The sequence below is a fragment of the Fulvivirga sedimenti genome, assembly GCF_020328055.1.
This window is the reverse complement of the sequence record NZ_JAIXNE010000003.1, coordinates 1,158,568-1,173,019: the sequence shown is the minus strand read 5'-3', so window position 1 is coordinate 1,173,019 and position 14,452 is coordinate 1,158,568. Positions and strand designations below refer to the sequence as shown.

The 14,452-nt window shown below is 44.9% G+C and carries 12 protein-coding genes; 2 read left to right on the top strand and 10 right to left on the bottom strand.

Going from position 1 to position 14,452, the window contains the following annotated elements:
• Nucleotides 1-7: 7 nt before the first annotated feature.
• Nucleotides 8-478: an Lrp/AsnC family transcriptional regulator gene (locus tag LDX50_RS17470; RefSeq protein ID WP_225698595.1), complete on the top strand. Its 471-nt coding sequence runs from the start codon at nucleotides 8-10 to the stop codon at nucleotides 476-478.
• On the opposite strand, the gene LDX50_RS17465 is transcribed toward LDX50_RS17470, so the two are convergent.
• The 10 genes from LDX50_RS17465 to LDX50_RS17420 all read right to left on the bottom strand — a co-directional run bounded on the left by LDX50_RS17465 (nucleotide 479) and on the right by LDX50_RS17420 (nucleotide 13,268).
• Nucleotides 479-2,887: a penicillin-binding protein 1A gene (locus LDX50_RS17465; RefSeq protein WP_225698594.1), complete on the bottom strand. Its 2,409-nt coding sequence runs from the start codon at nucleotides 2,885-2,887 to the stop codon at nucleotides 479-481. It abuts the gene before it with no gap.
• A complete protein-coding gene (locus LDX50_RS17460) occupies nucleotides 2,887-5,295 on the bottom strand; it encodes a leucine-rich repeat domain-containing protein (protein WP_225698593.1) in 2,409 nt (802 codons plus the stop codon). The genes LDX50_RS17465 and LDX50_RS17460 overlap by 1 nt, the downstream gene beginning before the upstream one ends.
• Nucleotides 5,285-6,037, bottom strand: coding sequence for a hypothetical protein (locus LDX50_RS17455; protein WP_225698592.1), 753 nt, complete (start codon nucleotides 6,035-6,037; stop codon nucleotides 5,285-5,287). Before LDX50_RS17455 ends, LDX50_RS17460 begins: the two co-directional genes overlap by 11 nt.
• A 65-nt stretch (nucleotides 6,038-6,102) precedes the next feature.
• Nucleotides 6,103-6,678: a hypothetical protein gene (locus LDX50_RS17450; RefSeq protein WP_225698591.1), complete on the bottom strand. Its 576-nt coding sequence runs from the start codon at nucleotides 6,676-6,678 to the stop codon at nucleotides 6,103-6,105.
• 14 nt (nucleotides 6,679-6,692) lie between these two features.
• On the bottom strand, nucleotides 6,693-7,235 hold the full coding sequence (locus tag LDX50_RS17445; RefSeq protein ID WP_225698590.1) for a nucleoid-structuring protein H-NS: 543 nt from the start codon (nucleotides 7,233-7,235) through the stop codon (nucleotides 6,693-6,695).
• Between the two features lie 192 nt (nucleotides 7,236-7,427).
• Nucleotides 7,428-8,333, bottom strand: coding sequence for a Cbp1 family collagen-binding glycoprotein adhesin (locus LDX50_RS17440; protein ID WP_225698589.1), 906 nt, complete (start codon nucleotides 8,331-8,333; stop codon nucleotides 7,428-7,430).
• A 22-nt stretch (nucleotides 8,334-8,355) separates the two neighbouring features.
• Entirely contained in the window at nucleotides 8,356-8,829 is a 474-nt protein-coding gene (locus LDX50_RS17435; protein ID WP_225698588.1) for a response regulator, read from the bottom strand.
• A 134-nt stretch (nucleotides 8,830-8,963) separates the two neighbouring features.
• Nucleotides 8,964-10,304 (bottom strand): sigma-54-dependent transcriptional regulator, encoded by a 1,341-nt coding sequence (locus LDX50_RS17430; RefSeq protein ID WP_225698587.1) that lies wholly within the window; start codon nucleotides 10,302-10,304, stop codon nucleotides 8,964-8,966.
• A 52-nt stretch (nucleotides 10,305-10,356) separates the two neighbouring features.
• Complete coding sequence (locus LDX50_RS17425) at nucleotides 10,357-10,764, bottom strand: response regulator (RefSeq protein ID WP_225698586.1); 408 nt, start codon at nucleotides 10,762-10,764, stop codon at nucleotides 10,357-10,359.
• Nucleotides 10,761-13,268, bottom strand: a complete 2,508-nt coding sequence (locus LDX50_RS17420) for an ATP-binding protein (RefSeq protein WP_225698585.1) — start codon at nucleotides 13,266-13,268, stop codon at nucleotides 10,761-10,763. Before LDX50_RS17420 ends, LDX50_RS17425 begins: the two co-directional genes overlap by 4 nt.
• Before the next feature lie 132 nt (nucleotides 13,269-13,400).
• Here LDX50_RS17420 and LDX50_RS17415 point away from each other — a divergent pair, with 132 nt between their 5' ends.
• Nucleotides 13,401-14,450, top strand: coding sequence for a M42 family metallopeptidase (locus LDX50_RS17415; RefSeq protein WP_225698584.1), 1,050 nt, complete (start codon nucleotides 13,401-13,403; stop codon nucleotides 14,448-14,450).
• Nucleotides 14,451-14,452: the final 2 nt, after the last annotated feature.

The window sequence follows — 14,452 nt, the reverse complement described above, 5'->3', positions numbered from 1 at the left end:
AGCTTAAATGGCTAAGAAACTCGATAAAGTAGATCTTAAAATCCTTTCAGAACTCTCGAAGGATGCCCAAATGCCCTATACTGAAGTGGCCAAAAAAGCAGGTGTTTCAAGCGGTACCGTTCACTTGCGTATGAAGAAAATGATGGATGCAGGAATGGTAACGGGCACCACCCTAAGTATGGATTACGCTAAAATGGGATGGACTGTATCCGCTTTTGTTGGAATTCATCTCGACGAGACCAGCAAGTTTGATGCTGTATTTGAAAAACTGGAACTGATCCCGGAAGTAGTAAAAATACATTATACCACCGGCAAATTTAATATGTTCATCAAGGTGCATGCCCGTGATAATATGCACCTGAAAACCATCCTGCATGATCAGGTGGAGACCATAAGCCACATTAAGCGTACGGAAACATTCTTAACGTTACATGAGATGCTGAATCGTCATATTTTATTTGACGAGTCGACGATCTGATCAGTTCTTGCGCTTCTTCTTTTTATTTTCCTTGAAGATATCTCCGATCTTATCAAAGAATGTACGCTCGCGCTGAACCTGAGGTTTTTCACCAAAGGATCGTTCCCGCTGTTCAGATGAGGTTTGTTCCTGGCCAAAAAGGCGTTCGGCAAGCGAAAGATCCTCTTTGATAGGTGGACAACTGATCATGCGCATTACGCGGTTTGAAGGAGGGGGAAATTTCATGCGCGTTTCCTGACGGAATGCTTCATCCTTATTCAATTGCTGGAAAAGTGATGCAAATATTGGCAGCGCTGTATTAGCCCCCTGGCCGAGTGCTGTTGATCTGAATCGAATCGCCGGATCATCCGCACCTACCCATGCCCCGACCACGAGGCGCCTGGTGAATCCGATAAACCAGCCATCGGCATTGGACTGCGTGGTTCCCGTTTTACCTGCAAAATCATTTTGAAGACCATATTTCCATCGGAGCCTGGAGGCGGTGCCGCCTTCATTGGTAACCGTCTTCATCAATTCGATCATGATGGCAGATGTTTCCTGCGACATCACACGATCTTTATTGTTGCGTTTATAAGGAAATTCAGCCAGCAGGTTATCATCCTGATCCCTGATCTCGAGAAGATATCGGGGTTCAACTTTTCTGCCGCCATTAGCAAATGAACAGTATGCCGTCACCATTTCGAGCAATGAAATATCTGCTGTACCAAGAGCGATGGAAGGTACGTTCGGCAGCGGGGATTCAATGCCCATACTTTTAGCCAGCTCGATCGTATTGTCGATTCCTGCAGCCTCCAGTACTTTCACACTCACGGTATTCACCGATTTGGATAAGGCACCAGCGAAACTGTATTTATTTTCGTCTTCACTGGGATCCGCATTTCCGGGAGTCCAGTTGGCAAGGTTGGTATATTGGATTTGCTCTCCTGAAATGTAGGTGCAAGGGTCAATCCCTTCTTCAAGAGCCGTTGCATAAACGAACGGCTTGAATGTAGAGCCTACCTGACGTCGCGTATTAACATTTACGTGATCGTATTTGAAATATTCAAAATTTATTCCACCAACCCATGCTCGCAAGTCCCCTTTATTCGGGTCCATGGCGAGCAATCCTGTTTGAAGAAAATTCAGGTAGTGCTTTACCGAATCGATCGATGAGAATTCTACTTCCTTTTCACCATCCCAGGTAAATATTTTCATGGGCCGTTTTTCAGTCATTGCCTGAATTGCTTCCTGGGATGACATTCCCTGCTTCCGGAAATTCTTGTAGGGATAGGAGCGCATCAAAGCGGCATCCAGAACGCTCACGTTATTTTTCCACGGCTTTCCATTCCAGTGCTCATCAAATACTGATTGCAATGATTTCATTTGTGTTGAAACCGCATTTTCGGCGTAACGCTGCATTTTTGAGTCGATGGTCGTATAGATTTTCAGACCATCGGTATACAGATTATAAGGAGACCCGTCGGGTTTTTCATTGTTGGCACACCATTCTTCCAGCTGGGGCCGGAGAAATTCACGGAAGTAAGTCGCCAGTCCGGTATTATGGGTGATCCTGTAGTAGTTCAGCTCGATGGGCAGTGGAGCCAGTTTGTCATAGGTAAGCTGATCGATATATCCGTATTTCACCATTTGCGCCAGCACCACATTACGTCGTTCCAATGCACGTTCAGGATAAAGCCGCGGATTGTAGGAGTGATTCGCCTTAAGCATGCCAACCAGTACAGCGGCTTCCTGCAAGGCAAGGCTCCTTGCCGGCTTATTAAAGAACCGGCGTGATGCCATTTCAATTCCGTAAACATTGTCTCCGAAGGGGACTGTATTCAGGTACAGGGTGAGGATCTCCTCCTTGGAATAAATATCTTCCAGCCGGTGTGCGATAATCGCCTCCTTGATTTTAATGACCGGCATATACCACCGTCCGCGGTTGCTGCGGGGAAACAGGTTTTTGGCTAATTGCTGACTTATCGTACTTCCACCGCCGCTGCTCTGGTCCTGCAGGAGGATCGTACGTATTCCCACGCGGAACAGGCTTCGGTAATCAACCCCATCGTGTTCAAAGAACCGCACATCCTCCGTTGCAATGAGCGCGTTAATGACATTTTCGGAGATCTCATCGTAATCATTCAGCGTTCGTTCCTGTATGTAGTATCTGCCCAGAAGTACCTTATCTGCACTGTATACTTCGGTGGCCTGATAGTTATCGACTTTGCTAAGCGCATCCCGTGTGGGCAACTTCCCAAACGCGCCCGACCAGACCAGAAATACCAGTCCGCCAACAGCCAGTATGCCAAGAAAAAATACAGCAAGCGTGAATTTTAGCAGGGTTACTTTCCAGTTTTTCCTCCTTGTGCTACCTGCTGGTCTTTTTCTCCTTTTTCGTTTTTGTGCCGGTGTAAGCTTACGTTTTGCCATCAATAAAAACTAACGTCACATTCGGGATTCAATTGTTTGAATTCATCAATCCTTTTACTGGAAATACGGGTATTGTAGCAATTCAGTATCTCCAGTCCAAGATTGTAGACAGGATCCAGTTTCTTAACCGAGGTATTGGAACAATCCAGGTTGTTCAGCGCGCTGAGCCGTTCCAATCCGTCCAGCCCTTTGATCTGTGTGCCGGAACAGTTGAGCACTTCAATTCTGTACAGGGAGGATAGTATCCTTAAATCATCTACCGGCGTATTGGAAATATCGAGCTTATGAAGATTACTCAGACTTTTTATGCCAGTGATGTCTTCCAGCGGGTTTCTGGAAACATCCAGTGATTCCAAGGACGACAGGAACGATAAAGGGGATAAACTACGAATCCGTGTGCCTGAAACTTTGAGTTCTTTCAGCCGGATAAACTCCTTCAATGGATGAATATCTGCAATTGAGGCATCTGAAATTTTAATTGAATGCAGGCTGATCAGCCGGTGTAATTCCTCCGTGTCAGGTGTTGCTGACATAGTCATCTGACTGGAAAAGATTTGTTTCCATTCGTCGTTCAGCTGGGACCACCAGGTCTCCAGCCTGCGGGTTTTGTAAATGATCAGGGTTTCCGGACGCATCCGTGCCATCGTGATCATTGCAGTATCAGAAATCCCGGTCTCATCCACATTGATCAGTTCAAGTTGTGGAAGTGTTCGTACCAGACCTAGCTCCGAAACATTCGTTTTAGAAGCCCTGATAATGGACAGGTTAATAAGATCCTCGAGCGGGGAAAGATCTGTGATCTGTGTTCCTGATATGTCGATGTAATGTAAATCCTTCTTTCCTGAAAGCGGAGAAAGACTGTTTACAGCGGTGTTGGCTGCATTGAGATATTCCAGTTTGATAAGTCGGCTCAAAGGCTCAAAGGATTGGATATACATATTGTCGGAAATATCCAGACTATCGAGGCGAACCATGTTGGCAAGCTCTTCCTTCTCGGCATTTTCGCCGATGGATACATAGGAAATAAAGACATCCTTCCATTCCGGGGGGAGTTGATCCCACCAGGTAATGAGGTCTTCCGATTCGAAAACCACCAGGACCTTTGGATTTTTATCCATGAATGACCGGGCCTCTGTAAGGGTCACTCCCGAATAATCGCAGTAAACGCGTTTAAGACTTTTTAGATCCGACAGGGATCCCAGATCATTCACCCCTGTGTGATTAACCGATAAGACAGCCAGTTTTTTCAATGCAGAAAGCGGCGACAATGAAGTTATCAGCGTGCTGTCGGCATATAATTCATTCAAATTCTGAAGGCCAGAAAGATCCGCGGCTGAGACCAGGTCGGTGCCGTTTATATTGAGTGTCTCAAGTGACGTTAGGGAATTCAGTGAGCTGAAGTCACTCAATTCTGTGTAAGCGCATGTCAGATGTTTTAGTTTTACCGCACTTGCAATCGGGGAAAAGTCTGTAACGAATGTTCCGTTCATCGTAAGCGTTTCAAGTGCTGGCATTCGTCCAATGACTTCGATATCCTGAACTGGTGTATGATCAAGATGAAACGTTATCAGCGAGCGGGCATATTTCAGTGCATCAATGGATGAAACACCAGTATGGGATATATCCAGGCTTTGAAGCTTATTCAGATTCCTGATGGGCGATATGTCTGTTACCTGGGTATGGGAAAGGTTAATGTTTTTCAGCTGACTGATACGGCTCAGTGGCTCCACATCCACGATAAAACGGTTCCCTTCCAGGTCTAATTCCTCGATGTTTGCGAGTTTTTTGATCTGGCTGAGTTCGAGATCATCAATGCTGCCGGTTTCACGCTTAAAGATGGACTGCCATTCCAGCGAGAGATTATCCCACCAGTTCATCCATACGTCATCCTGGTTCAGTTCATTTGTGTATATACTGGCAATACGAAGGTCCTGCGCATCTGTATTCAGGTTGATTTCGACAAAACGGGGGAGGGTCTGATTAATGGTATCACCCGTGACGCTTATTGCCTGAAGGTTCCTGAGAAGCGAAACTTTATAGTAAGTTTCGCCCTGCTCATTTTCACTCACTTCCATATCCTGCCATTCGAAATCGAAGCGTGCGGTCTTGAAAAAAAAGTTTACATCCTTCAGGTATGCCTGAACATCCTTATTTGTGACTACGTCCCTGTTCTCATCAAGGTCATCCTCTACCTGAACAGTACCGTCACGGAATATTTTGGAATAACTTTCCGTTACGATCACGTCCTTGTCACGCGCACTGGTCTGGGGGTCACCCAGCGTATTGAGCATATATTCAAGGAAACTAACGATATCCCTGATTTTCTGCTCTTCCTCTTCCTGTGCCATGATGGGGGTGAGAGGACCTATCAGCAGCATGAATGCCAGCAATAGAAATTTATTTTTCATGATAGATATACTTGCGCATAATGTCCTTGTCACGGTCTTCAACTTTTACCAGGTCTGAAATGAGCCAGCCTGTATTGTAGCCGGTACGGTTAAATTCAGAAATCTGAAAATACCAGTCCTTCACCTGGAAGAAGTGAAATTTTACTTCCTTTACTGTTTTAAAGGTGAGATTGCCCTTTTTGATTTCATACAGGAATAATGTGAGATAATCAGGCTGGTATTCCTTTTTCACGAACTGGCTTACACTGTCCCGGTCGATCATTGCCTTTCGTAAATTCATGAAGTCAAGTTCATGACTCATCGGGTGAAGAAACTTACCAATACCTGTGGTATCCCTTTCCATGTAATTCTCAAACATTTCCGACCAGACGCGGGTGATCACCCATTTATATCCCAGGCCGTCTTTTTCCAATGCCATGAAAAGTTTGAATTCCTTGAGCTGATTATTAAGAGTGAAAAGTGTTGTGACTTCAGCAAACCACTCTTTATTATGAAAATCCAGGAATACAGGGTCATTGTCACTGATCACGTCCCTTGCAAACTCTATTTTCCGATCCCGGGGAATTCCCGCGTTGCTCGCATCAAAGAGGATGCCCAGGTATTTCTGACGAAGTTCAGGAGAACGGTATTGCCTGTCTTTGGGGTAGTACCGTTCTCCTTTTTCATCTTCTTCACCATTGAAACGCCGAAAAAACTGGTTTACCTGTTTGGTTTCAGCATATAATTTGCTTTCGTCTGCCATTGGGTCACCGATTTGTGCACCCGCAGGAAAAAAATAAAGCAAAGACACTAAAAAAATGATGTATTTCATGCAGTGGTTTCAGTCACACGAATATCTCCTAAAAGAACGTCCCAGAACTCAATAACGCGTCCCTGAATCTGGGTTTTTTTACGTTCCACATAAATGGTAATATCTTTTTTCGTGGTGTCCTTGTAGGATAGTCCGTCATCAGACTCACCTTCAAATCGCTGATAAACGGTAACTACACCAACATAACGGCCGTCAGGCTGTCGTTCCAGGTCGCTGATATAATGGATATCATACCACTTGATATTCACCCGGTCGTAGTTCAGAGCCATTAGACGCTCAAAATAGCGGCGGATCTTGTAGTAATTGATCTCCTGCGTGGTGAGCGAGGAAACGCCAATTTCACTGTCATCGGCAAATAACTCTTCAGCCCGGTCCATCACGCGCTGGGCTTCTGAGAAAGGAGTTTCCTTATTGCCGATGATGCTGATATACTTACTGAGGTCACGAACTTTTTCAAGTGCAAGGGAGTCGATTGCCTGCTTTCGCTGTGGGCTGATATCGGCGGTCTGGGCCTGAAGACCAGCAGAAACAGTGAGCAGACAAATGAATGAGAAGACGAATAGTTTATTCATGATAGTCGGGTTCATTAAAGTTCTTTGATTAATTCCAGTTCGGTAATTTTACCGGCGGCATCGTATTTTACCTCGAAGATCCGGTTAACGTTGTTCTTTGTATCCTTAAGGTAATTCAGGTATTCCTTGATGGTAGTCGGACGGTCATAATCTTTCTGACCTCCGTCTTCGCTGATCACAATGAGTACCGGAGTTTCAGGAGATGCAAAGAGAGACATGGCTTCCTGCATGCTTTTGCTGGATGATCCGGTTCCGGATGCGATGGCGTCGAAGTATTTTTCAAGTCGGCGTTCCGGCGAGTTTTCAGCGGCAGCGGCGCGCTCGCGCTCTGCAGCGAGTCGTTCTTCCTCTGCTTTTCTGCGGGCGGCTTCTTCTGCTTCTGCACGACGTTTTTCTTCCATTTCGCGCTCAATTCGCGCTTTCTCTTCAGCGGCTGCAGCTGCTTCTGCTGCCTTCTTCTTGCTTTTACAACCGGAACCTCCCACCAGGGCAATTGCGATTATGCCAAGCATCAGATATCGTAAAGATCGTTGGATGATGGATGAGTGTTTTTGCATTTTCTGTTGTGGTTTTGTATGGATAATGTACGGATACAGAGGATAGTTAAAAAATTTCTGCAGCCAAACAAAAGTAAGATATCTTACAGTGCTTTAAAAAGGACTTCAGCGTATTTATTTTAACGGTAATTTATGCAAAGAAGGGCACTTTCGTGCCCTTCCCGCGTATATGAATCACTTCAATCAACAGATCTACTCAACCATCACTACCAGGTATTTCGAAGATGCCCAGAATTTCTCGGGATCAAGGATTACCAACTTCTCTATTTTCTCTTCCGCGTTCATTTCGAATTCATATGATCCTGCAGGGTGAATGGAAACCAACTCAACCTTTTTTGCAAGAACAGGAATGCTTCTTACTTCTGTGATATCAATCTTGCTGAATGCCTCAGTGTTGATCTTATCATTTAGTTTCTCGGTGCTTCCAAGGCCGAGTACACCACCTTCTTTAACTACAACCTGCTCATCACGCAGATCTTTGTAAGATCCGATCGCAACATAGGCAGTATTCATGGCTTCAGTCTGATTCTCAATCTTCGACTTTTGCTCCTGGATAGTAGCCAGCTGCTGTTCTTTTTCCTGTGAAAGGGTGTCAATTCGTGAAGTTAACGTCACCACATTTTTAGCAAGTTGCTCTTTCTCAATGTTCAGCGTTTCAAGATCAGTTTTAAGGGCAACAATTTCCTCATCTTTCTGCTTTATGCGGTAGTTAAGGTTTGAAACCATCTTCTTGAATTCTGAATTCGAGCTTTCAAGTTTGTCCTGAAGACTTGCGATCTTTTCCTTATTCTCTGCCATCAATGTGTTGATCGCCTGTACATCAGATACAATAGCCTGCTTGCTATCCTTGTTCTGATACTCTACGTTATCAGAAGTTGCCGTGTTGATGTTTTCCTCACGGGCTTTGATCTCCTGAAGGTTCGCTTCAATCTCATTGAAGGTCTTCATGTATTCTTCCAGTTCCTTGTTCAGGTTCTGGGTCTGTGTTGCAAGTTCCTGATTTTCACTGCTCAGCTGATCAATCTTGTCCTGGTTACAGGCTACAAATGCGGGGGCTGCCAGTACGGCAACGGCGATGAATTTATGTATTCTTTTCATGGTTTATGGATTTTGCTTTTAATTAATTCATTTGTTCTGATCCTGACTTGGCATCCAGGATCATGATGCGCTCCAACAGAATGTCTCCGATAATCTTTCGAAGTACTGTTGTAATTTTTTCAGTGGCATTCCGGTCTTTATGGATGAACTCATAAATGCCGTTATCAAATAATGACATGGTGAGTGCAGGATCCGATGAGGCCGAAACAACGATGGTCTTACAATTCGGACAGTAATTCTTTATGGCCTTTAAAAGATCCATACCTGCCAGGGGAATTTCTCCCAGATCATTTTCCAGGTAATAATCCATGATTACAATGTCGGTGTCTTTTTCAAGATGCTGCAGGGCAGACTCTGCCAGCTGAAATATCTTGACATCGTAATTCAGGCCAATCTCCTCACGTGTCATATGATTCTTCAGGTTCTTTTCCAGAATAGCGGCATAATAAATGTCGTCTTCTATGATCAGTACCTTTAAACTCTTTGTAAGCTCCATATCGGTGTTATTCACTATGCCAACTGATATGCAACTGATATACCAATAAGTTAATTGATTGATAGTGAGGGTATAACGAAATTTTAGAGGGCAGTAAATTTTTGCAAAATGAAAATTTTTTGCAAAATGAAAGGTTATTCCTCCTTTTTCAGGATCCTGTAAATGGTGGAATAGCTGATGTCAAGTTCGCGTGCAGCTTCCTTGATATTGTCGTCGTGCTTTTTCAGGTAGAGCTTGATAATGTTAAATGTGTGTTCACGCAATGTGAGTCCTTCCATCGGCGGTTCGTACAGTTCATCATTTTTCCGAAAGTTGATGTCATCGGCCAGAATCTGTTGCCCGTCAGACATAACCGTGGCCAGCTCCATCACAGATCTGAGTTCACGAACGTTTCCAGGGTAATTATGACTCATTAGCTTTTTCTTAGCCTCCGGGTGAATTGCGGGGACGGGTTTTCCGTTGTTTTTACTGAATTGATTCACAAAATATTCTGCCAGAAGAATGATATCCTTATCGCGGTTCCTCAGCGGGGGCATTTCTATGGTAAGTCCGAACAGCCTGTAATAAAGATCTTCCCTGAACCGTCCTTCTTTTACCTCTTTGAACAAGTCCCTGTGTGTAGCAACTATAATTCGACAGTCGATAGCTACGGGTTTGTTACTGCCGATTCGCACGATCTCCTTTTCCTGCAAAACTCTCAGCAACTTGACCTGCAGATTTGGATCCATTTCTCCAATTTCATCCAGGAAAAGGGTTCCTTTATCGGCTTCCTCAAACTTTCCAACCCTTCTGAAGCTGGCCCCGGTAAATGCTCCTTTTTCATGGCCGAACAATTCACTTTCGATGAGCTCTGCAGGAATGGCGCCCATGTTCACTGCGACAAACGGATGGCCGGCCCTGTTGGAATTATAATGAATGGCCTTCGCTGCTAATTCCTTTCCAGTACCCGTTTCACCGGTAATGGTTACCGTAATATTACTGTCTACAGCCTTGGTGAGCAGTTTGAATATATGCTTGATGGGCTCACTGTCGCCAATTATTGCTGTGCCAAAATCGTATTTCTTCTGAACTTCCTGTTCGAGTGTGGCTACCCGTCGTTTCAGCGAGGAATGATTACGGATATGCTGAATTGTATTGAGAAGACGGTCACGGATATCCCGGGTTTTTACAATATAATCATAGGCTCCCATTGTCAGGAGCTCCACGGCCGTTTCTATTTTATCCTGTTCTGAAATAATGATCACTTCGGCTTCCGGACAAAGCTGACGTGTCCTTTTTAACAATTCATTTCCCTCCATATCCGGCAAACGGTAATCCAGGGTAACCACATCCGGACAATTTGCCAGGGATTTCAGAAAATCTGTGGCATTACTGAATTTACGGACGGTAAAATCAGGATTCAGCGAAAGTGTATGCGCGAGAAGTTCGCGATACCATTCATCATCTTCAACCACATAAATAGTAAAGGCAGCCATGCGATGCTAAAATAGTGAATAATCTGAATTACCCCCTAAGGGTTGAGCAACCCTATTTTAGCCGGTCTGTCAGAAGTACAGTCAGATTGTCTTCCAGGTCCCGGTCCTTTTGCAGGAATTCGCTGGCGCCCGATGAAATAAGGTCCTGCTTAAACATGGACCAGTCTTCCTGCTGGGAAACGATCAGGATGTACGCATCCGGAACCGTTTTATGAATATCCGAGAGGAGGTCATAAGCTGTGGATGTGATATCATTGCATGAATCAAGGTAGAAATCCAGTAAAATAACGGATGGATTCAGATGAAGATGCGCCATACACGCTTCCCCGCTTTCGAACGATTGAATCGTAACAGGTATCTGAGCTTTTGTTGAAATTCTCTTTACGAAAGCAGTTAATAATCCATTGAAATATGCGTCGTCATCAACGACAAAGATCAGATTGTTTTTGGTTGGAATCATAATGCCGAACTTGCCTGTCGCTCCGTGAATTTACGTAATTCCTCTTCAACAAGCGGATACATCTGATCCATTTCCCTGCATAGTTTTTTATGATCTGTTAAAACATCCTCCATCTGTTCGTCTTCTGCCGCGTGTTCCATATGACGAAGCAATTCAACAATTTCAACAAAGCCCAGGTGCCTGCAGGGAGGGATCATTTTATGGGTGAGCGATCTGATGTGTTTCAGATCCGTATTCTCGACTGCTTCTTGCAGCTGCGCAAAATCCGAACGGCTATTCTTGAGAAAAATACCGAGCATATTGATCACGAATGAATCATCCCCGTTGGCGAGGTTGATGAGATCTGTCATGTCCAGATGAGGGGATGCGTCTGGAATGGGCCCTTCCGGAGTATTGTTCAGATACCGGGAGAGCGTGTTGTACATATCTTTTTGTGTAAACGGTTTGAGCAACATACCGTTCATGCCAGCACCTTCACTGGCCTGTTGTTCCTTCGGTGATGCGCCGGCTGTGAGTGCGATGATGGGCGTATCCCTGTTGAGGCTGTTAGAATTTCTTATGTTAGCGGCGGCTTCAAGTCCGGTCATCCCGGGCATTTGTATATCCATCAATATCAGGTCAAAATATTCCTTCGAAGCAAGGTGCACGGCTTCCGTACCATCTGAAGCAAGCGTCACAGAAAGGTTCCATTTTTGTAGGATGGTTTCGACCAGTTCCCGGTTGAACTCCTGGTCATCAACCGCGAGAATATGCTGACCGCCGAAGGAAGGAATGATATCCTGTTGTTTTTGTTCCGGTATGTCTTTTTGATCTCCTTTTCGGTAGTGCAGGGTGATCGTAAAAGTTGTGCCTTCCCCGGGTTTTGATGCCACATGGATATTTCCATCGTGTGCTGCCGTGATTTTTCTTACAATAGATAATCCCAGACCGGTTCCTCCATATTCCCGGGCTGTGGAGGTGTCGGCCTGTGCAAATTCCTTAAAGATCTGGTTGATCTTGTCCTGCGGAATTCCCACCCCTGTATCTGTTACCTCCAGGATTACTTTTACACTCTCATTCCCATTCCCATTCCCATTCCCATTCTCATTCTCATTCTCATTCTCATTCTCATTCTCATTCTCCTTCTCCTTCTCAGCAAGTAACCGAATTTCAATGCCGCCTTCACGCGTGAATTTCAATGCGTTGCTTACCAGGTTAATAATGATCTGATTAAACCGGACAGGATCCCCGATGAGCACCGGCGGAAAATCAGGAGCAATGGTTGCTTTCAGATATAACTTTTTATCCTTTGCCTGCTGCATGAAAAGATCCGCAATTTCCTGGGTCTCTCTGGCCGGATTAAAGCCCACCTGTTCAAGTCTCACTTCACCGGATTCAAGTTTAGCGTAATCCAGGATGTCGTTTAAGAGCTGCAGTAAATGCTGACCGGATCGCTGGATTTTATTCACATGGTTTTTTTGAGTCGGGTTGAGCGGGGAAGCTTCCAGTTGCTCGGTAAACCCAATCACGGCATTAAGCGGAGTCCTGATCTCATGGCTCATATTAGACAAAAAGTCTTCTTTCACGCGTGCCAGCTTTTCTGCCTTGTCCTTTGCCCGGGCAAGCTCTTCGCGATTTCGCTGATTTCGGCTAATATCGTTGAAAATGATTAGTAAAAGTCCGGCAAATACGATCAATGCCAGGACCATGATGGTACTGATCGTTGTCTTTGCATTTTCTGAAGCCGTTGTCAGAAGCTGTGTGCGGTCTGCGGTCAGTCCGAGATCAATTTTCTCAAATTCATCAACTACCGAACGGATTTCATCCATCACACGGTTGTCCCTGCGGGTTAAAGATTGTTCCCGTTGTTTGCGAAGCTGCGCTGTCTGATAGGCTTCCTGGCTGATTCTTGTCAATGCCTCATCGACCTGTTCGGAACTAAGATCCTGCCGCACGGTATCTCCGAACAGGGAATCGCTCGGAGTTGTATTATTACGGTTGTTGCCAAACAGTTTCTTCCAGATACTGGAATTGTTTTCGCTCTCAGGGTCCAGATCGCGAATGGTGCTTAGCTCTTCCGGGACTTCTTTTTTCTTCAAAATCTCGATATCGGCACGCACACGTTGAAGTACACTGCTGTCCTTTCCTGTCTCCTTGATTTCTATGAGTTGGCGAAGAATGTCAAATTTATTTTCGATCAGGGAATCAAGCTCTTCCAGTAAAAGGATCTGACTGCTATCGGCGGTCAGGGTTCTTAATTCAATCAGCTTGCTGTCAATATTGTATGCAGCATCACCGAATGAAGACAGGGAATTTCGGTTTTCTGTGATGGTATAGGTGCGAACACTGCTTTCAGCATCAAGCAGATCCTGAAAAACTTCTTTGAGTACATTCAGCTTACGGTTCGGTTCGGAAGCCTCTTCTATTGATCTGATGGAATTATTGATGGAAGTCCGCCCCAGTATTCCAACGACTACCAGCGTAACGAGTGCCAGGACAAATAAAAGGAGGACTTTTCGTTTCATAAATTCCGATTCACAATTCGTTCACAAATATCTTCATGATATTAACGATTTCATTGCATTTCATTGTCCGCGATCGGCGAAAAACAAGTAATTTTCAGGACAGATGTAATGTATTAAAATGAAATCTCTGATATGGCAATAAACGTAAAATTGCTCAAAAAAATTTGCGAGGCACCGGGAGTGCCGGGATATGAGCAGCGAATCCGAAGGATGATTATCGATGAAGTAACACCGCTGGTCGATGAGTGTCATGTGGACAATATGGGTAACATTATCACTATTAAAAAGGGTAAGTCCTCAGACAAGCGCGCAATGGTTGCGGCCCATATGGATGAGATAGGCTTCATGGTGACTCATATCGATGATAAAGGGTTTGTAAGGTTTACTACGCTGGGGGGCTTTGATCCCAAAACCCTGACCGCACAGCGCGTGATCATACATGGGAAGAAGGATGTGATTGGAGTGATGGGCACTAAACCGATCCATGTTATGTCGGCCGAGGAGCGTACCAAGATGCCAAAAACCACCGATTTTTACATTGATCTGGGAATGGAAAAGAAGGATGTGGAAAAGGTGGTTTCCATTGGTGATCCAATTACGCGCGAACGGGAACTTATTGAGATGGGAGATTGTGTTAATTGTAAGTCGATCGATAACCGTGTTTCTGTTTTTGTGCTGATCGAAACGCTCAGAAAAATAAAAACTACGCCGTTCGATGTTTATGGTGTTTTTACCGTGCAGGAAGAAGTAGGAATCAGAGGTGCCAATGTTGCCGCCCATACGATCAATCCGGATTTTGGGTTTGGTTTAGATACCACGATAGCCTTTGATCTGCCCGGTGCACAGCCCCATGAAAAAGTAACATCACTAGGGCATGGTACGGCCATCAAGCTGATGGATGCCAGTGCCATATGTGATTACAGGATGGTGGACTACATGAAGAAAACGGCCGACAAGAATAAGATTAAGTGGCAGCCTGAAGTGCTTACAGCAGGGGGAACGGATACGGCAGGTGTTCAGCGAATGGGTAAGAACGGTTCAATTTCCGGAGCAATTTCAATTCCAACCCGGCACCTGCACCAGGTAATTGAAATGGCTCATAAAAAGGATATTGAAAGCAGTATCAAGCTATTGGGTAAGTGTCTGGAATCACTGGATACCTATGATTGGGAGCATAAATAGAA